Consider the following 19,407-nt stretch of genomic DNA (forward strand, 5'->3'; position numbering starts at 1 on the left):
TCTTATAATGCAGGTATTTTACTCCTATCCAGCTCATCCAAAATTTGCAAGGCGATCGCTTCGACAGATTTTGTAGCATCAATCACGACAAAACGTTCTGGCGCCACCGAAACTCGGCGCAAATATTCTGCTCGCACTCGAGCAAAAAAAATGATCGATTCACGCTCGAATTTGTCGGGAAACCTGGTTCTAGCCATCCGCCTTGCAGCGATTTCAGGAGCTAAATCAAATAAAAAAGTCAAGTCAGGCTGACGTTCGCCCTGCACCCAAGTTTCAAGCGTAACCAACTTATCAAGCGACAAACCACGTCCACCACCTTGATACGCAAAAGTCGCATCCGTGAAACGATCTGAGACAACCCAATCACCGCGTGCAAGGGCTGGTTCAATTACGCGTGTAAGATGCTCACGCCGTCCCGCGAACATTAACAATGCTTCAGTCTCTAAATGCATAGTTTCATGAAGCAGTAATGTTCTTAGCTTTTCTCCTAAAGGGGTGCCTCCTGGCTCGCGGGTGTCAATCACCTGCAGACCAAGCGGCGCAAGTCGCATACGTAATACTTGAACAAAATTCTTCAAATGGGTGCTTTTCCCAGCACCATCAATTCCTTCGAAGGTGATAAATCGACCTGGTAGTATCATACGAGAATTAATTTTACCCATTATTGCCGAGCTCGTTGATATTTTTCCACAGCACGATTATGTTCCTGCAAGTTAAGTGAAAAATGACTGGTTCCGTCACCACATGCCACAAAATATAAAGCATCCGTTTTGGCAGGATTCAGAACTGCACTCAACGATGCATGTCCTGGCAAGGCAATTGGTGTTGGCAGGAGACCTGCTCTTGTATAAGAGTTATAGGGTGTATCTCTGATCAAATCTCGCTTACGAATACGTCCTGTATATAGTTTTCCCATACCGTAAATTACTGTTGAGTCTGTTTGCAGCAGCATTCCTTTTTTTAACCGATTGATGAGCACGGCAGCAACTTTCGATCGTTCATCAAGTTGTCCTGTCTCTTTTTCCACAAGAGATGCCATAATCAAAGCCTCGTATGGTACATTAAACGGCAGGCCAGGCACACGAGATGCCCAGGCTTCGTTCAAGCGTTTTTGCATCAAACGATAGGCACGTTGATACAATTCCAAATCTGTTGATCCTTTGGTAAAAAGATATGTATCAGGGAAAAACATTCCCTCTGCCATGAGGCCATCAGCACCTATTCGGTGCATCAATTCAGCATCACTCATTCCTATCGATTCGTGCTTCAAAGCAGGATGCAAATCAACTTCGGCACGCATCTGTTTAAACGTCCATCCCTCGATTACTGTGATCCCATAGTGATTTACTTCACCTCTGGCGATTTTTTCTATGACTTCATAGAGTGAAACCCCGTTCAAAAACTCGTAACTGCCAGATTTTAGCTTTGTAGAAACACCCATTACACGTGTCAAGAAATTAAAAAAAAGTGGATGAATAGGTAGACCACCATCTCGCAATTGTGCCGCGACACTAGGCACAGCACTGTGCGGTTTTACCGTAACCTCAATTAAGGGAGATGTAAGCACCATCTTGAACGTAGCCCAATAATATGCAGCACAACCAGCCACACATCCGGCAATTATAAGCAATAAGAATATACGTTTGAAAAACATGCGAAACATAATTACCCAAATACTGTGCTAATCAAGCTAGAATGGTTCTATATATGAACGTGAACAAAGATTACTGGTACTTCCATACACTAAAGACAATATAATACTTGCACTAACGAAACTCTCACAGATTGACAGGCTAATTCATTTATGAATCCACGTTGGTGTAATTTTCTTCCGGATATTCCGCATCATTCAGAAGCAACACAAGCTGCACAATTTGACGCGTTAAAGCACGGAAGTTTTGCCACAATTTCGACTGATTCGGGGATCATCACCTGTAGTGGTACCGATGCTATAGCTTTCATACAAAGCCAGCTGACCGCTAATATTACACAGTCACTAACTCACACGGCTACTTTAGCTGGGTATTGCTCGCCAAAGGGACGTTTACTGGCTACTTTCCTTGTTTGGAAGGATGAAAACTGTATTTCTCTAATATGTTCAGCCGATGTACGAGTTTCGATACAAAAACGTTTGTCGATGTTCCTATTACGGGCAAAAGCAAAACTTGCTGATGGCACAAACGATCGCGCCTTACTTCGAGTCGGCGGTCATTCAGTTGAATTAGTATTGAAACAATATTTTTCAACACTGCCCATCACACCACTCTCTATCACACATAGTCAAACAGCCGGCACACTCGTTTGCTTGCCAAATGCAAGCACCGCAGCACGGGCACGAGCACACTACCTCTGGAGTATCCCCGTCGAGGTAGTTAAGCATGTGTGGGAAAACTTGTTAAATGTCCCCAATCTCGAAATTATCGCACCAGAGCTCGTCCATTGGCTTGATGTACAAAGTGGAGTACCCAAAATCGTCGCTGTCACCCAGGAACAATTTGTGCCTCAAATGATCAACTTAGAACTTATTGGAGGTGTGAGTTTTCGTAAAGGCTGCTATCCAGGTCAAGAAATTGTAGCTCGGAGCCAGTATCGCGGCACGATCAAACGCCGGTTATTTCTTGCGCATCTCGACGATGGTCAACCCAAACCAGGCCAAGAACTTTTCGAAAGCTCAGACAAACAGCAACCATGTGGGCATGTTCTAAACGTATCTCATTCACCAGAAGGAGGATGGGACTGCTTGGTAGAAGTAAAATTAATGGCACGTGCTGCTGACGACGTACATCTTGGACAAGTAGACGGCACTCGTCTGAAGTTCTTGGCACTACCTTATGCCCTATGAAATCTCACAGCTACCAAAACCCAAACCTTTAGGATACTATGCATAAGGTTATACGTCACTTCAAAAAATACCAATATACAATGCGGTGTGGGGGATTACCTTTGCTTATCAGGACTACTTAAATGCTTAGTATAGTACGATGGGCATTCGAAAATTTGACTACCAAGATAAGGTAACTTAATGAGATTATCCTTACTCATCAATTTGTTTGAAACTGATCAAAAAAGTCTAGCAAAATAAAATTAACTGTCCACATGCAGGAAATAGAACTTATTGAAAAACCCACTGCAGAAAACTACACTAATGCAAATATTTCTCTAGCCAATTGTTCGAATGGTCCTACATGAAATACGTAGGTTGGATTCTATTAACTCAGCATCACTCCTCTTTAAAATTATGAGGAGATTCCCATTACGTCGAAATATAGAAATCAAAAATATCATTTAAAATGATAATATGAAGATGATCATTGATATTTCTCTTTTTGTCGAGAATGTATGAAATTTTTATTCGACCTTCTCCCCCTAATTCTTTTTTTCATTGTCTTTAAATTTGCCGGTATTTATGTCGCCACTGGTACTATCATCATCGTCACGTTAATTCAGATCATCTGGATGTGCTTTCATCGCCGTAAGATTGAGTCAATGCAGTGGATCAGTTTCGCAATCATTGTAATTTTTGGTGGTGCCACGATTTGGTTCCACAACGAAGCATTCATTAAATGGAAGCCAACAGTCCTTTATTGGTTATTTGGTGTGACACTTTTTATTACAGAGCACTTCTTCAACCGCAACTTGATTCACGCCATGATGGGAGAGAAAATAACCTTAACCGAATCTATCTGGCAGAAGCTTAGCTATAGCTGGACGCTATTTTTTATTGCGATTGGAGCTTTGAATCTATTGATTGCCTACAATTTTTCTACAGACCTCTGGGTTAATTTTAAATTATTCGGTGGTATGGGATTAATGCTTATATTCTTTATTTTACAAAGCATTTGGCTATCTAAACATATGAAATCAGATGAATAATCATGTCGAATATCGAAGATGTTATCGAAACACGCTTACGAACCACTTTAAGGCCGATTGAATTTACACTCAAAAATGACAGCTCTCGTCACACTGGTCATGCTAGTGCAGCAGCTGGCGGGCATTATCAGATACGTATCGTATCTGCAGCTTTCATCGGTCAAAATCATGTAGAACGGCATCGCTTAGTGTACGATGCACTTGCTGATTTGATGGAAAATGGCATTCATGCACTTGTAATCAAAGCACTATCGCCTAATGAAGGTTAAGTTGCAAATGTCAAATATTTATAAAGTTCTGTTCTCCTCGTAAAATGTTAGGAAAATTAGCATGGCATTGAACTTTGCTCATATAGCTCTCTCGCTCACCGCAATAGTATCTTTGTCTACTTTTGCCCAAAATGTTGCCATCGTAAATGGCTCACCTATACCCACATCGCGGGTCAATGTAATGCTCAATGAAATGGTGCAGCAAGGTTATTCAGATTCACCTGAATTGCGGCAGCAAATCCGAGGAGAATTGGTCAAGCGTGAAATTCTAGCTCAAGAGGCAATTCGTCGGGGCATTGCAGCCCGTGCAGACGTAAAAACGCAAGTTGAATTGACAAAACAAACCGTCTTAATCCGTGCACTAGTCACTGATATTGTAAAATCTCCCATCAGTGACGATGAGTTACAGGCTCGCTACGACGAAATTAAACAGCAAATTGGTGATAAGGAATATCGCCCTAGCCACATTCTGTTAGAAGATGAAGATACTGCCAAAAAAATCATTATCAAACTCAAAAATGGAGTCAATTTCTCAAAATTAGCCAAACAGTATTCAAAAGACAAGGGTTCAGCAAAGAATGGTGGTAGACTGGAATGGTCATCAGCTAGCTCATATGTATCAGAATTTAAAGAAGTATTACTACAGCTAAAAAAGGGGCAAATCATCGAAACGCCTGTGAAAACAAATTTTGGCTACCATGTTATCAAGCTCGATGATCTAAGGAACATACAAGTTCCATCACTGGCAGAACTCAAACCTCAATTAGAGCATCGCGCCCGTGAAGAAAGAATGCATCTTCTCGAAGAAAATTTAATAGAAAAATCAAAAATTCGATAAAGAAATTTGAGTGATTCCACTAATCACAGTTCAAATTTTATTACCTAACCTTAATCTGTAAGCCTGCATCACTCGCACTCATAGTAATCGGTGTCCTTCCTTGACAAGCTAGAGAAGTAATCATAGTTGAAAAAAGTTAAGGTTAAAAAATACTTCGCTAAACAGCTCGACGTTAGCCAATCCAGCAGCGCGCGTTACGGAACATCCTCATCCATGGGGTATCTGCTTCCCATGATTTCGGTGCCCAGCTCATCTGTACTGTGCGGAAGACTCGCTCTGGATGAGGCATCATGACCGTGAAACGGCCATCTAATGTGGTGAACGAGGTCAATCCACGAGGCGATCCATTTGGATTGAATGGATACACTTGTGTAGCCACTCCATGGTGATCCACAAAACGAAGTGCTGGGATAGCATTTTCAATATCACCTTGTAGATTAAAATTTGCAAAACCCTCACCATGAGAAATTACGATTGGTGCTTGCGTACCTGCCATACCGCTGAAAAAAATCGAAGGCGAATCAAGAACCTCGACCTGTACTAGACGTGCCTCATACTTCGAATTATTGAACGTAAACTTCGGCCAATGAATTGCTCCAGGAATCATATTGGATAAATTGCTCATCATCTGACAACCGTTACATACTCCAAGGGCAAAGGTATCAAGACGATTAAAAAAATCCGAGAACTGATCTGCCAGCGCTGAATTAAAGAGAATCGTTTTAGCCCAACCTTCCCCCGCACCCAGAACATCTCCATAAGAGAAACCACCACAGGCAATAAAACCTTGAAAATCAACAAGTTTCGCTTCACCACTGAGCAAATCGCTCATATGTACGTCATATGTTGCAAATCCTGCACGGTCGAATGCATAAGCCATCTCAAGATGAGAATTTACACCCTGCTCACGCAAAATTGCGAGCTTGGGCCGTACACCCGTGGAGATAAAAGGTTTTGCAATGTCCACCCTAGAATCAAAGGTAAGTCTCGAACTTAAGCCAGGATCTGATGTATTATTCAGGGCATCAAATTCCGCATCAGCACACGCTGGTGTATCTCGCAGCTTGGAGATACGCCAGCTAACCTCGTTCCACAAGCGATGCAATTCAACACGTGGAGCACTAAAAATTTTCTTGGCATCACGATAAATCTCAATCACATCACCTGTATTTAGCTTACCAATCACATGACTACAAGCCGCTAGGCCGTTTTCACGCAAAACTTGTAATACACCATCACGATCTTCAGCGCGAACTTGTATCACACCTCCCAGCTCTTCGCTAAACAATACCCGTAATGTTTTATCTTCACGACGACCAATCGTTTGTTTCACCCAATCTTTAGCGTCACCGTAATCTGATTCAAAATCCTTATCAATCGTGAGGATATCAATATTTAGCGAAACACCAACGTGTCCGGCAAACGCCATTTCTGCAACGGTCACAAAAAGTCCGCCATCGGAGCGGTCATGGTAAGCTAGCAACCTACCGGTCCGATTCAATAACTGAATAGCATTGAAAAAATATTTGAGGTCAATTGGATCATCAACATCTGGTGTTTCATTACCAATCTGCTGCGTAACCTGCGCCAAAATGCTACCAGCCATGCGATACTGGTTCCGACCAAGGTCAATCGCGATCAAGACTGTTTCACCAACTTCTTTAATGCTATGCAGCTGCGGTGTCAATTGGTAACGAACATCCTCAACAGAGGCAAACGTTGAGACAATCAATGAAACGGGCGGGACAACTTCCTTAAGTTGACCATTTTCTTGCCATTGTGTACGCATGGACAACGAGTCTTTCCCAACAGGAATCGATATACCTAATGCTGGACATAGTTCAATACCAACCGCTTTGACCATATCGAACAAGGCTGCATCCTCGCCTTCACTCCCACAAGCAGCCATCCAATTGGCGGAAAGTTTTAATTGATCCAATGAGATGATTGGTGCTGCCATAATATTCGTGATCGCCTCTCCAACAGCCATGCGGCCTGATGCATGAGGATTAATCACAGCCAGTGGAGTACGCTCACCCATGGCCATTGCTTCCCCACGATAACTCGTATAATCCATCAGAGAGATAGCGCAATCCGCGACCGGCACTTGCCATGGACCAACCATCTGATCTCGAGTAGTTAACCCTCCTACTGTTCGATCACTGATCGTAATCAAAAAAGACTTTGAAGCTACCGTTGGATGCCGCAGCACAGCACGTGCCACATCATCAAGTACCAAACCAGTCAGATCAACGTCAGGGAACACAGGGATAATGCGCTTAACATCACGATGCATCCGTGGGGGTTTACCCAGTAATATATCCATCGGGATATCCACAGGGTCTGGAAACTCAGGATGCAAAGCATCAACAAGTCTTAATTGACGCTCATCCGTAGAGACCCCAACCACTGCTACCGGACAGCGCTCCCTTTTACACACTGCCTCAAAAACAGAAAAATTATCCGGCGCAATCGCCAATACATAGCGCTCCTGTGCTTCGTTGCTCCAAATTTCAGCAGGTGACATGCCAGACTCTTCGAGTTGCACATTACGTAAATTAAATAATGCACCCTTATCCGCACCATCAACGAGCTCTGGAAAAGCATTCGATAATCCACCTGCACCTACGTCATGAATAGATAGAATGGGGTTCTGATCACTCTGTGCCCAACACCAGTTGATTACCTCCTGTGCCCGACGTTGAATTTCTGGATTACCACGCTGGACTGAATTAAAATCAAGCTCTGAAATGTTAGTACCCGTAGCCATCGAACTAGCTGCACCTCCGCCTATACCGATACGCATTCCTGGTCCACCAATTTGTATCAACAACGTACCAGCTGGTAGATCATCCTTATGCGTATGTTTGGCGGAGATGTTTCCCATACCACCAGCAATCATGATTGGCTTGTGATAACCACGCATACGCCCTGCTACATTTTGCTCATAAGTACGGAAATAACCACCAATATTCGGACGGCCAAACTCATTATTAAACGCAGCGGCACCGATAGGACCCTCAGTCATTATTTGTAGTGGAGATGCGATGTTACTAGGATAGCCATACACTTGTGTATGATCTTTTGATTCGCGTAATGACAACGGAATCGTGACATCACCATCGTTCTCCCAAATCTCGAGTGCGCCAGGCAATGTCAAGTTAGATACCGTAAAACCAGCCAGTCCACATTTCGGTGTCGAACCACGACCAGTTGCACCCTCGTCCCTAATTTCTCCCCCTACTCCTGTACTTGCACCAGAAAATGGAGAAATTACAGTTGGATGATTGTGTGTTTCTACTTTCATCAAGGTATGTATTAACTCAAGGCTGCGGCCATAAAGACGACCACTTCCAGCATTACCAGGATACCAACGCTCAACAGAGGCACCTTCCATAACCGCAGCATTATCTGAATAAGCGACGATCGTACCTGTCGGATGCTGTTGATGAGTATTCTTAATCATCTGGAACAATGATTTTTCTTGTTTTACACCATCAATCGTCCAACTTGCATTGAAAATCTTGTGGCGACAGTGCTCGCTATTAGCCTGCGCAAACATCATCAACTCAACATTGGTCGGATTGCGTTTCAGACCAACGAAAGCATCAACAAGATAATCCATTTCATCGTCCGCCAGGGCGAGCCCCCAATCACGATTCGCGACCTCGAGTGTACTACGTCCAGCACCAATTACATCGACAGTAAGCAATGGCTTAGGAGGCAATTCGGCAAACAAGGCTTCTGCATCCTTCCGACTGGCAACGATTGTTTCCGTCATACGATCATGCAAAGCAAAAGAAACTCGACGAAGTGTTTCAAACGATAGTTTTTTCTTAGAATCAAATAATCCTGCCTTCAGAGTGAGCTTGAATTCAATCCCGCGCTCAATAAGGTGCACGTGAACAATGCCACAGTTGTGTGCAATGTTAGTTGCTTTACTTGACCACGGAGAAATCGTACCGAGCCGGGGAATCACAAGCAGCGTATCACCTTCAGTATTGTCTGTAGAAGGTTCGCCGTAGGTAAGCAGTCCATTGAGACGATCAACATCCTCACAAGAAAGTGACTCCGTACTGGCGACGAAATGAACATAACGCGCATGAATACGAACGATAGAATCATCAATTTCTTGCAAGATCTGCAAAAAACGTTTCAGGCGGGATTCGGAGAGCGCTACAGCGCCGGGAAAGCAGGCAATCTGAGTCATGGAAAAGATAGAAGACGTATAGCTGTTGGCAAGGTCAACACTTGATGGAAGATCCCAGAAAAAACAGTACTGATTGTACCGCATCTAAGTTTATATCTCAGATATAAACACTGAATAGTGATTAATGATTTTAATCTCACAATCAGTTTAGATCGATACAAATCACTACAGCGACAACATCTAGTAAAAATACAACATAAGACACCCATGTTGACAAACTGACGCAACCCAAAGGCATCATTGTCACCCCACCAGTGCATACATCAAAAAATGCAACACGATACTAAGTCTTCCAATAACTCTGTTTTATGGTCAAAAATCATGTACAAGTTCATTAAAAATGAATCAAAATACTGATGCCAAATCAGCCTGCATTGGTTGATGATATGATGGGACTTATCAAATTTATCTAAGTCAACCACACTGCATCGAATCTTGACATAAGATTCGCATAAAAAGATTTGCATAAAACATCGAAAATTCCCGCTACATTGGTGATCATACCGAATTAAAATACACTCAGACGGCCGCGTATTCATGCCAAAAATTCCAATCACCCACCTTCATAGAATTGAAAATAGCCCCAACGACCTAAAAGGGTTGTCCATCGACATTCTCATCACGTACTTTCTTTGACAGATGGAACATGGTGATGCTGGCCCCGTGTCTACGTCGGCTTTTCAATTGAGCTACCAACCCTATGATTCCTCTCAATCAAAACTCACGTTTTCAAGTATTAGATTCCATTCCGGATGAAAATTATTAACCTCAAAATCTACCATTCCGTATGAGATTCAATTACAAATTATTCATTTTAAAAATGTAGTAGATTCAAGTGAGTATAGTGCTGCACTTCATGTATGCCGACCCAGTAAATGGATTGACTATACAGCTATACTGCAATTATTGTGCCTAACGATTACCGGCCCTCTACCGTATTGGATTAACATCAGTGGCTATAACGTCTTCGACGCCTTTCCGTTTGGATCATTTGCCTGCATGGCATGAACTTTCCATACATCGCACTGAAATCGCCACACAACATATGCGCGATTGGTTTTCTTCCCCTAGTTCACAGAGTCGCGTTGAGCGATTTTCCCTATCAGCAGCAGGCCTATATCTCGACTACTCAAAGAATCGTATCACCGATAAAACTATTACACTACTAGCTCAGCTGGCTCGTGATTGTGACGTTGTAGCAAGGCGTGATGCAATGTGGCATGGAGCCCCAGTCAATACTAGCGAGAACCGTGCCGCCTTACATATTGCATTACGTGCCCCTGACGATAGTGCATTTCGCTATCTTCCAAATAGCGTCAGCGACATGGTTCGCAGTAGCCTTGCACGCATGAGAAAATTTGCATATGCAGTACGTGATGGGACATGGCCTGGGGCGATAGGTAAACGCATCAGGCATATTGTCAATATTGGCATTGGCGGCTCTGACCTCGGACCACGTATGGTGTGTGATGCATTAACTCCCTTTGGTTCGCCACAACTGACTATGCATTTCATCGCTAACATCGATGCCACTGAGTTAGCTCGCACTCTACCTCAATTAGACGCCGAAGCAACGCTCGTCGTCGTTTGCTCAAAAACATTCACGACAATGGAGACAATGACTAATGCTCACACTTTGCGTACCTGGTTTATTGAACAAGGTATTCCAGAACAAGAAGTGGGACAACATTTTGTTGCCGTATCAAATCATGTTGATGCAGCCTTAGCTTTCGGAATCACCCGTAATCACGTTTTTGAATTTGGGGAATGGGTTGGTGGGCGATACTCCCTTTGGTCACCGATTGGACTCAGCATTATGCTGTACTTAGGTCCTGAACATTTTGATGCATTGCTGGCAGGTGCACATGCGATGGATCAGCACTTCCATGATGCTCCGCTCGAAGCTAATATGCCCGTCCTTCTTGCGCTTATTGGAATCTGGTACCGCAACTTTTTTGATGCTCAAACGCTTTCAATTGCCCCATACACAGATGCCCTCTTACATCTACCCCCATATTTGCAACAATTGGATATGGAAAGTAATGGAAAATCCATGCAGATTGATGGACGACCCGTCGCCTGGCAAACGGCGCCAGTCATTTGGGGGCAACCAGGTTCAAATGGTCAGCACGCCTACTTTCAAATGCTACATCAAGGCACCTCGCTGGTACCAGTCGACTTTATCGCTGTACTAACACCCCAGTACCCCTACGACACTCATCATCGAAAACTACTGGCCAACTGCTTTGCTCAAAGTCAAGCACTCATGCTAGGAGGATCGATAGACACATCAGTTCAAGCGAAAAGCTCATTGGCGGCACAACGTTGTTTCGAAGGCAATCGTCCAAGCAATACCCTGCTTATAGATGCGCTGACGCCTGAGCGGATGGGAGCATTAATCGCGTTATATGAGCACAAAGTCTTTGTGCAAGCGACAATTTGGCACATCAATCCGTTCGATCAATGGGGCGTCGAATTAGGGAAAACCTTGTCTTTTGCCATCGAGCCTGCACTTGTTTCACTTGACTTATTAACTCACGGAACGCACGATGCTTCAACTGAGTCCCTAATACGCCGAGCTGCTGCTGCTCTTAATCAGACCTAAAGATACAAAATAAAATGATATAACCTATCTATTACCTAATATGTGCAGTAAAAGACAAAAACTGGTGATGCTAACAAGTTTGACCCCAATCAAAGAGCTATTTCGCCAGACAGCACAATAATATTCGTTAGTTAGTGGCGCATAGAAAACCAATTCCACTAAAACCCATTTATGGTTATCTGGTATTTTTATTTTCTTGAAACTCTTACCTGGTGCCCAGAAGAGGACTCGAACCTCCACGGAGTTACCCGCTAGTACCTGAAACTAGTGCGTCTACCAATTCCGCCATCTGGGCCCTATCCTGACTTCTTCAGAATTGACTCATGAAGAAGTGTAAATTATTCTTAATATAATACAACATGTCAACTACATACGAAAATATCTAGTATGAATCTTTTACTGCATCGGGAATATTTTACTAATATCCAATCCATCCAAAATCAGTAAGCATATCATTACGATAATGACCCATCGGTGCCACTGAAACGGCTATTAAGATGAGAAACACTCGGCTGTAGGAAATTATTTTGGCGAAAGTTGATGAGATCTGAATACAGGAATACAGTCCAAATCATCTTGTGTAGATGAAAAGAATCTCCACAAGATGTCCATAGTGAATGGATTCATTTTAAAGGGTAAGGCAGTAACTATCAAAAAATATATGTAATGCTAGATAAATCAACAGCTATAACCCTCACTCAGCATAACACATAGTAAAGTTATGCAAGGCCATTTGCTCTTGATTCGTCTACGCTAACGTGATCATCCTTCGCCTTCCAACACAAACTCAGCTTTCCCATCTTGACTACAAACTTTTGTCAACCATGGCATAGTTTCCTTTAGGATCATCATTAATGTAAACGGCGGATTAATTATAAACATCCCACTACCATGCAAGCCCATTTCACCCTGCTTCGGACTGCTAACTGTCATCGATACATTCAACCAATTTTTCAAAGGCAAACGCTTTAGCTTTTCCGTTAATTGTACTGCCTCTCGACGTTGAATTTTGGGATACCAAATAGCATAAGTACCTGTAGCAAATCGCTTGATCGCTTCTTGCAACGTTTTCACCACCCGACCGTAATCCAACTTATCTTCATAGGAAGGATCGATCAACGTATATGCACGGCGGGACGATGGCGGTAACAATGCCTTAAGCCCAGTAAATCCATCGTCCAAAAAAATCATGGTGCGACGCTTCACATTTTTTCCTTGTATGGCAAAATTTTCAGATAAAATGCGATTTTCCTTCGGATGCTTCTCAAACAACCGTAACCGATCACCGTCACCCAGCAATTGCAAAGCAAAATATGGTGAACCTGGGTAATAACGTAATTGCCCATTTTTATTAAATTTACGAACCAAAAAAACATAGGACTTGAGGGCTTGCGGCAAGTCTTTACGTGTCCACAAGCGAGCAATACCCGTCTCGTATTCTGCTGTTTTTTCAGCCCAGTGTCCATCGAGAGCATAAACGCCCGCACCTGCGTGCGTATCGATATACCAGAAAGAACTGTCTTTTTGCCGCATATAATCAATACACTGGATAGAAATCATGTGCTTGAGTACATCAGCATGGTTGCCAGCGTGGAAAGCATGGCGATAACTAAACATGGAATATTCCTAATTCATCAATTGCAGTTGGCAACCAAATGGCTATCAGTGGATGAAACTATCTGATGCCAAGGACAATTAATAAGATGGTCATTAACCATACCACTCGCCTGCATAAAGGCATAGCAAATGGTAGAGCCAACAAAAGTAAAGCCCACTTTCTTCAAAGCACAACTCATATTATCGGATTCGAATGTGCGAGTAGGCACTTCATCGAGTTTTCTCCAGAAATTCTGGATCGGCTTATTACCCACGAACTGCCAAACAAAATCTTCAAATCGTATACCCAGCGCTTGCAAGGCGAGATAAGAATTTGAGCCTTTCACAACTCCAGAAATTTTTAAACTATTACGTACTATCCCCTCATTATTCATCAGGCGAGCTTGATCCTCTTCCTTATAAGATGCAATCTTTACAGGGTCAAAATTGTCGAATGCCAGACGATAATTATCACGCTTCTTCAAAATAGTAGCCCACGAAAGCCCAGCTTGCGCACCCTCAAGCATTAATAGCTCGAATAACATCCGAGAATCACGGAGTGGCACACCCCACTCCTCATCATGGTATTGTCTATACTCTTTGAAACCCTCACTCCATGGACAGCGTTTCATTTTTTATCCCGGACCTGTTAGAAAACTCTCCCCGTGTATATATATGCTCTTGCTTTATGGAAAAACACCATTCACAATTGCCCCGAAAAATTATTACTCTATATATTAACGAAAAATTTAAGACTGCCTTTTTATTCTCTTTTAACTAGTGTTCCAACATCATCTATTCGACGATAGCCATCCATTTTCCACTGCATACTCATAAAGAGAATCAATTACTACCTGCTAATATCTGAACTCTGAAGTAACTTAATAACTCCCTGCATTTCCAAAAAATTTTATCCCCCTACAAAATCAAGACAATGTGGGACATATATGATTAATCTTCAAACTCTTCTGGAAAAATAATTGATAGTCAAGCTGGCTAATAATGCGTATAGATATGCAACTATCCATCTAAAAAAGCAAGAGGGTATGGCCCAATGTCAGTGAATCAAGCCGATCCCTGTCAATTAGGTTAGCCGCACAAGGTAACCCATAGCACGTTAAAAATCTACCATGTTTTTTACATCAACACGGCATAAGCCCCATAGTGGTAGCAAGACAAGAATAAGCAGATTCGGATCATAGAAAAAATCATCAATTTATGAAAATTGCAACCTGGAATGTCAACTCCCTCAGAATCCGCCTGAGACACGTACAAGAATGGCTAAAACTCAATTCAATCGATGTACTTTGCCTTCAGGAATTAAAGTTGAGCGATGAAAAATTCCCAATCGATGAACTTGCCAACTCAGGATATAACGCTTACTTCACGGGACAAAAAACTTATAACGGTGTTGCAATCCTTATCAATCAGAAAAGTATAGGTCAAGCGACTGATGTTATCCACAACTTACCTAATTTTCAGGATGATCAAAAACGTCTTATCGCGGTCACGGTTGCCGGGATACGCATCGTTTGCGGATATTTTCCAAATGGACAATCTCTAGAATCAGAGAAGTTCATCTATAAGATGAAATGGCTGAATGCCATAACTTATTGGCTATTTGAAGAAATGAAAAAATACCCCCGCTTAGCTTTACTCGGTGACTACAACATTGCACCAGAAGATCGTGATGTACACGACCCACAAAAATGGGAAGGACAAAATCTTGTGTCACCACAAGAACGCAAGGCATTTTCACGCTTAGAAAACCTAGGCCTACACGATGCGTTTCGCTTATTTAAACAACCAGAAAAAACTTTCAGTTGGTGGGACTATCGAATGAACGCATTCCGTCGTAATGCAGGCATGCGCATAGACCATATCCTCCTTAGTCAAGCACTCACCGAAGTTTGTATCGACTGCAAGGTTGATCGAACACCTCGCACATGGGAAAAACCCTCCGATCATGCTCCTGTCATCACAACGCTCAAATATTTTTAAGTCAAGCAAAAAACGTACAAAAAAATTTCGATAGCACAAAAACTAAATACCTTTATTTATCGCAAACAAAGATCCAATGCAGCACACCAATGAGGTGCACGTAACCCAAACGTTCGAGCAAGCTTATCGGTATTCAACACAGAATAGGCAGGCCGCTTTGCAGCCGATATGTAATCAGCAGTGCTAATAGAGTTGATTACAGGTTGTATCGAGAATGCAGTACGAGAAAGTATAGCTTTAGCAAAACCATACCAAGAGGTTTGGCCTTGCGATGTGAGATGATAGATACCTCCATTAACCTGCCAAAAATTAGGGTCGATTCCGCCATCACGAAAACCCTGAACAATGATCTGTGCGGTCATTTCCGCAAGTGTACGACACCACGTTGGAACTCCAATCTGATCAGCAACAATTCGAAGCTCCCTCCCCTCACGGGCGACACGTAAAACTTTCAGTAGAAAATTATTGCCTCGCATACCGTAAACCCAACTGGTACGTAGGATCAGGTAATTAGCACCGCTTTGAACAATAGCAGCCTCACCAGCAAGTTTCGTATGCCCATAAACGCTCTGTGGTGCAGCAGCATTGTCTTCCCGATATGCAATCTTAGCTGTCCCAGCGAAAACATAATCCGTCGAATAATGCACCAATAATGCACCAATTTTCTTAGCCTCATCGGCAAGTACACCCGGAGCCTCCCCGTTAATTCGATATGCATCCTCCTGTGACTGCTCAGCACGATCGACGGCCGTGTATGCTGCGGTATTAACAATCAAATGTGGTTGGTATGCGTGAATCACACGCACCATATTGTCAAAATCATTAAGATCAAATTGTGTGTGTGTCGGCGCATGTACATCACCTACGCCTTGCAGCGTTCTTTTCAGTTCCCAACCAACCTGCCCAGTTGCACCCGTGATAAGAATTCGTCTAACCATTAACGCCGCCACTCCAAATCAAAAGATTTTTTTGAAAATTTGGTAAAGCATCAAAACTCGCACATAGGAACTCCAAAACCAATTCCTAAATTTTACTCATCATTGATAGTGACATTGGTCGATTACCCTAAACTTCAATTTTTTATGTAATGGAAGCATTATTTTAGCCATTGTCATAAAAAGTATCTCTACCAAAATAACATTTGGTATTTGTTCTATAGGAAACAGGAAAAAATCGAATCTACGAGATCATCCCAAAAGCACCAGTCACGAAGTTTATAACGAATAGTAAATTTCAAATTCGAGAGGATGCGTTGTCATAGAAATTCGACGCGATTCTTCAATCTTCAGTGCTATGTATGAATCCAGTATTGCATCGGTAAACACACCACCACGAGTCAGAAATTCACGTTCTTCGTTTAAATAGTTCAAAGCTTGTTCAAGACTCGAACAAATAGTTGGAATTTTTGCATCTTCTTCAGGCGGAAAATCATGCAAATTTTTATCTATAGCTTCACCCGGATCGATCTTATTCTGCACACCATCAAGACCAGCCATCAACATAGCGGAAAAAGCCAAGTATGGATTAGCCATCGAATCAGGAAAACAAGCTTCAATTCGACAGTCCTTGGGATTGGCTGTATAAGGAATCCTAATCGATGCTGAACGATTACGGGCTGAGTACGCCAACTTTACAGGTGCTTCGAAGTGTGGAAGCAAGCGCTTATACGAATTCGTCGACGGATTCACGATGGCATTAAGGGAGCGCGCGTGTTTAATTATACCGCCAATGTAGTACAGCGCGAATTCTGACAACCCACCATAACCATTACCCGCAAAAAGGTTTTTACCATCCTTCCAGACAGACTGGTGAATATGCATACCTGAACCGTTATCGCCAACAATCGGCTTAGGCATAAACGTAGCTGTCTTTCCATAGTTGTGCGCAACATTATGGACAACATACTTCAAAATCTGAGTCCAGTCAGCCCGTTGAACCAATGTCGAAAACTTAGTTCTGATTTTATTTTTACCTTCTACGGCAACTTCATGATGATGCAGTTGGACTGGCACCCCCATTTGCTCCAATAATATACACATTTCTGAACGCATATCTTGGAATTTATCCACTGGCGCAACTGAAAAATATCCACTTTTCACACCCGAACGGTAACCTGTATTAACTCCATTGAAATCGTTCCATGATGACCACGAAGCTTCTTCTGAATTAATGCGAAAAAAAGTTCCAGACATATCGGTGTTCCACTGAACTGAATCGAAAATAAAAAACTCTGGTTCTGGACCGAAGAAAGCCGTATCACCCAAACCGGTGCTCTTCAGATATAATTCTGCTCGTTTACCAAGCGAACGCGGGTCACACTCATAAGCGTTACTATCCGAGGGTTCAATTACGTCACAAACTAATACTAATGTACTTTCTTCATAAAATGGATCAATGTAGCCACTGTTAGGATCTGGCATTAGCAACATATCTGAAACTTGAACGTCTTGCCAACCGTCTATGGATGAGCTATCGAAGGCATGTCCAGTTTTAAAGTTGTCCGCATCGAAATGTAATGAAGGTACCGAAACGTGCTGCTCTTTTCCACGTGTATCGGTAAATCGGAAGTCAATAAATTTGACATCCTCTTCCTTAATCAACTTGATTACATCTGCTATTGATTTGCCCATAATATCTCCCGAAAGATCCAGCCCAGGGTTCTAGGCAGATTAAGCAACCGAACGATCACAATCTCACATATTCTATAAATTTTAAAAGCAAGACATCAACTCACCTCTTGAAGACCATGACATGGTAGTGTCTTAAGAAGATATAGGCAAAAAATGTTCATTGTTACTTTCGTTCAATATCTCTCTTCAAAACAATATTCAACTACCAACTGAAGGCTATCGCTGTATAGACTACGTTATTATGAAAAAATCAAACGATAATAGTCCTCAAAAAAAAGCTGATTATCATTGCGATACAAAAAATTTAAACTACGTCAGTTCAATAACACCGCAAAAAGCACTCGCTTGGCTCCAAGCAGACCCTTATACGCAACTTATTGATGTTCGTACACGGGCAGAACTGGATTGGGTTGGTCGTCCACTGATTCCTAAGAATCAATATTTCTGGATCGAATGGTTACGTTACCCCGGAGGGACACCAAATGGAAAATTTATTGAACAATTGAAAGAGCAAACTCCACTTGATATTCCGGTGCTTTTTTTATGCCGTAGCGCTGCTCGCTCCGAAGAAGCTGCCAATGCTGCTGCCCAAGCAGGGTTTATGAATGCCTATAACGTACTTGAAGGATTTGAAGGCGAGAAAGACCACAAAGGGCATCGAAAATCGATCAATGGTTGGTGCTTCCAAGGGCTTCCATGGATTGGTGCTTAGGCAAATTTAGCCCATTTCAGAACTTTTCATTGATAGCCTCATAGGCACACCTGATTCTAATTCTTATTAGAAATATAAAGGTTTCCTATTGCATAAAAAGAATTTATTCAACAGGCTCAAAAAAAAGTCACCTTAACGCCGAATATCACAGCTCACATGTAAGAAGAAAACGCATGTACAACATATTACATAAATTAACAATCCGAGACTTCATAACTCCACTTATTTATCGAGATAATGTAGATATGCGAATAGTAAATTTCAAGAAATTTTTCATTGCTCATCGACATAGAGTGATAAGTACATAAAAAACGATTTCCGCCGAAAAATAACAGCCACTGGAACGTGCAACTTTTTAAAATCATTAAGCCTACCTTCCATGCGCCCCAGAAAAAATATCGGGCATTGCTGCATCATTTTTCTAATTTAACTAATAGCAATTGACTCATAAGAATAAAATCGATATCATCATCGATTCTTTGGGGCGTTAGCTCAGTTGGTAGAGCAGCGGACTCTTAATCCGTAGGTCGAGTGTTCGAGTCACTCACGCCCCACCATAAAATCATCTTTTTTAAAAAATTAAGAATCAATAGACCCCTCCTGCTCTCTTATCCTACACAATTGCCTAGTAAAAACTTGTCATTCTATTCAAAAAATCAGGAAGCTAAGGACA

At 42.3% G+C, this 19,407-nt stretch carries 14 protein-coding genes and 2 tRNA genes; 8 read left to right on the forward strand and 8 right to left on the reverse strand.

Going from position 1 to position 19,407, the window contains the following annotated elements; all coding sequences use genetic code 11:
• Nucleotides 1-2: 2 nt before the first annotated feature.
• Complete coding sequence (gene tmk, locus BZL35_RS01685) at nucleotides 3-641, reverse strand: dTMP kinase (RefSeq protein WP_181276545.1); 639 nt, start codon at nucleotides 639-641, stop codon at nucleotides 3-5.
• 20 nt (nucleotides 642-661) lie between these two features.
• A complete protein-coding gene (gene mltG, locus BZL35_RS01690; RefSeq protein WP_106182279.1) occupies nucleotides 662-1,663 on the reverse strand; it encodes an endolytic transglycosylase MltG in 1,002 nt (333 codons plus the stop codon).
• 141 nt (nucleotides 1,664-1,804) lie between these two features.
• Here mltG and ygfZ point away from each other — a divergent pair, with 141 nt between their 5' ends.
• From ygfZ to BZL35_RS01710, 4 genes are all read left to right on the forward strand, one after another.
• A complete protein-coding gene (ygfZ, locus tag BZL35_RS01695; protein ID WP_106182282.1) occupies nucleotides 1,805-2,842 on the forward strand; it encodes a CAF17-like 4Fe-4S cluster assembly/insertion protein YgfZ in 1,038 nt (345 codons plus the stop codon).
• Nucleotides 2,843-3,339: 497 nt separating this feature from the next.
• Nucleotides 3,340-3,873 (forward strand): septation protein A, encoded by a 534-nt coding sequence (locus tag BZL35_RS01700; protein ID WP_106182284.1) that lies wholly within the window; start codon nucleotides 3,340-3,342, stop codon nucleotides 3,871-3,873.
• Between the two features lie 2 nt (nucleotides 3,874-3,875).
• The gene (locus BZL35_RS01705) at nucleotides 3,876-4,142 is read left to right on the forward strand and encodes a BolA family protein (RefSeq protein ID WP_106182286.1); all 267 of its coding nucleotides are present in this window, start codon (nucleotides 3,876-3,878) and stop codon (nucleotides 4,140-4,142) included.
• Nucleotides 4,143-4,203: 61 nt separating this feature from the next.
• Entirely contained in the window at nucleotides 4,204-4,980 is a 777-nt protein-coding gene (locus tag BZL35_RS01710; RefSeq protein WP_106182289.1) for a peptidylprolyl isomerase, read from the forward strand.
• A 172-nt stretch (nucleotides 4,981-5,152) separates the two neighbouring features.
• On the opposite strand, the gene purL is transcribed toward BZL35_RS01710, so the two are convergent.
• Complete coding sequence (gene purL, locus BZL35_RS01715) at nucleotides 5,153-9,190, reverse strand: phosphoribosylformylglycinamidine synthase (RefSeq protein ID WP_106182291.1); 4,038 nt, start codon at nucleotides 9,188-9,190, stop codon at nucleotides 5,153-5,155.
• A gap of 952 nt (nucleotides 9,191-10,142) precedes the next feature.
• Between purL and pgi the strand changes: the two genes are divergently transcribed.
• A complete protein-coding gene (pgi, locus tag BZL35_RS01720) occupies nucleotides 10,143-11,795 on the forward strand; it encodes a glucose-6-phosphate isomerase (protein WP_245916320.1) in 1,653 nt (550 codons plus the stop codon).
• A 210-nt stretch (nucleotides 11,796-12,005) separates the two neighbouring features.
• Here the strand turns inward: pgi and BZL35_RS01725 are convergent.
• The 3 genes from BZL35_RS01725 to BZL35_RS01735 all read right to left on the reverse strand — a co-directional run bounded on the left by BZL35_RS01725 (nucleotide 12,006) and on the right by BZL35_RS01735 (nucleotide 14,023).
• A tRNA-Leu gene (locus BZL35_RS01725) sits at nucleotides 12,006-12,090 on the reverse strand.
• Between the two features lie 467 nt (nucleotides 12,091-12,557).
• The gene (locus BZL35_RS01730) at nucleotides 12,558-13,412 is read right to left on the reverse strand and encodes a 23S rRNA (adenine(2030)-N(6))-methyltransferase RlmJ (RefSeq protein ID WP_106182293.1); all 855 of its coding nucleotides are present in this window, start codon (nucleotides 13,410-13,412) and stop codon (nucleotides 12,558-12,560) included.
• A 17-nt stretch (nucleotides 13,413-13,429) separates the two neighbouring features.
• Nucleotides 13,430-14,023 (reverse strand): DNA-3-methyladenine glycosylase I, encoded by a 594-nt coding sequence (locus BZL35_RS01735; protein WP_106182296.1) that lies wholly within the window; start codon nucleotides 14,021-14,023, stop codon nucleotides 13,430-13,432.
• 586 nt (nucleotides 14,024-14,609) lie between these two features.
• On the opposite strand from BZL35_RS01735, the gene xth reads away from it, so the two are divergent.
• Nucleotides 14,610-15,392 (forward strand): exodeoxyribonuclease III, encoded by a 783-nt coding sequence (gene xth / locus BZL35_RS01740; protein WP_106182299.1) that lies wholly within the window; start codon nucleotides 14,610-14,612, stop codon nucleotides 15,390-15,392.
• Between the two features lie 56 nt (nucleotides 15,393-15,448).
• Here xth and rfbD read toward each other — a convergent pair whose 3' ends face one another.
• Both rfbD and glnA read right to left on the reverse strand, forming a co-directional pair.
• Nucleotides 15,449-16,330, reverse strand: coding sequence for a dTDP-4-dehydrorhamnose reductase (gene rfbD / locus BZL35_RS01745; RefSeq protein WP_106182302.1), 882 nt, complete (start codon nucleotides 16,328-16,330; stop codon nucleotides 15,449-15,451).
• Between the two features lie 276 nt (nucleotides 16,331-16,606).
• A complete protein-coding gene (gene glnA, locus BZL35_RS01750) occupies nucleotides 16,607-18,022 on the reverse strand; it encodes a type I glutamate--ammonia ligase (protein WP_106182304.1) in 1,416 nt (471 codons plus the stop codon).
• A gap of 241 nt (nucleotides 18,023-18,263) precedes the next feature.
• Between glnA and BZL35_RS01755 the strand changes: the two genes are divergently transcribed.
• Together BZL35_RS01755 and BZL35_RS01760 are read left to right on the forward strand one after the other, a co-directional pair.
• Nucleotides 18,264-18,734: a rhodanese-like domain-containing protein gene (locus tag BZL35_RS01755; RefSeq protein WP_106182307.1), complete on the forward strand. Its 471-nt coding sequence runs from the start codon at nucleotides 18,264-18,266 to the stop codon at nucleotides 18,732-18,734.
• 481 nt (nucleotides 18,735-19,215) lie between these two features.
• Nucleotides 19,216-19,291: transfer RNA gene (locus tag BZL35_RS01760), tRNA-Lys, on the forward strand.
• Nucleotides 19,292-19,407: the final 116 nt, after the last annotated feature.

The organism is Candidatus Pandoraea novymonadis, from assembly GCF_003004665.1.
GTDB lineage: Bacteria > Pseudomonadota > Gammaproteobacteria > Burkholderiales > Burkholderiaceae > Pandoraea > Pandoraea novymonadis.

Bases quoted from the DNA above. Each gene is read 5' to 3' on its own strand.
- tmk (WP_181276545.1), bottom strand. From the start codon at position 641: ATGATACTACCAGGTCGATTTATCACCTTCGAAGGAATTGATGGTGCT.
- mltG (WP_106182279.1), bottom strand. From the start codon at position 1,663: ATGTTTCGCATGTTTTTCAAACGTATATTCTTATTGCTTATAATTGCC.
- ygfZ (WP_106182282.1), top strand. From the start codon at position 1,805: ATGAATCCACGTTGGTGTAATTTTCTTCCGGATATTCCGCATCATTCA.
- BZL35_RS01700 (WP_106182284.1), top strand. From the start codon at position 3,340: ATGAAATTTTTATTCGACCTTCTCCCCCTAATTCTTTTTTTCATTGTC.
- BZL35_RS01705 (WP_106182286.1), top strand. From the start codon at position 3,876: ATGTCGAATATCGAAGATGTTATCGAAACACGCTTACGAACCACTTTA.
- BZL35_RS01710 (WP_106182289.1), top strand. From the start codon at position 4,204: ATGGCATTGAACTTTGCTCATATAGCTCTCTCGCTCACCGCAATAGTA.
- purL (WP_106182291.1), bottom strand. From the start codon at position 9,190: ATGACTCAGATTGCCTGCTTTCCCGGCGCTGTAGCGCTCTCCGAATCC.
- BZL35_RS01730 (WP_106182293.1), bottom strand. From the start codon at position 13,412: ATGTTTAGTTATCGCCATGCTTTCCACGCTGGCAACCATGCTGATGTA.
- BZL35_RS01735 (WP_106182296.1), bottom strand. From the start codon at position 14,023: ATGAAACGCTGTCCATGGAGTGAGGGTTTCAAAGAGTATAGACAATAC.
- xth (WP_106182299.1), top strand. From the start codon at position 14,610: ATGAAAATTGCAACCTGGAATGTCAACTCCCTCAGAATCCGCCTGAGA.
- rfbD (WP_106182302.1), bottom strand. From the start codon at position 16,330: ATGGTTAGACGAATTCTTATCACGGGTGCAACTGGGCAGGTTGGTTGG.
- glnA (WP_106182304.1), bottom strand. From the start codon at position 18,022: ATGGGCAAATCAATAGCAGATGTAATCAAGTTGATTAAGGAAGAGGAT.
- BZL35_RS01755 (WP_106182307.1), top strand. From the start codon at position 18,264: ATGAAAAAATCAAACGATAATAGTCCTCAAAAAAAAGCTGATTATCAT.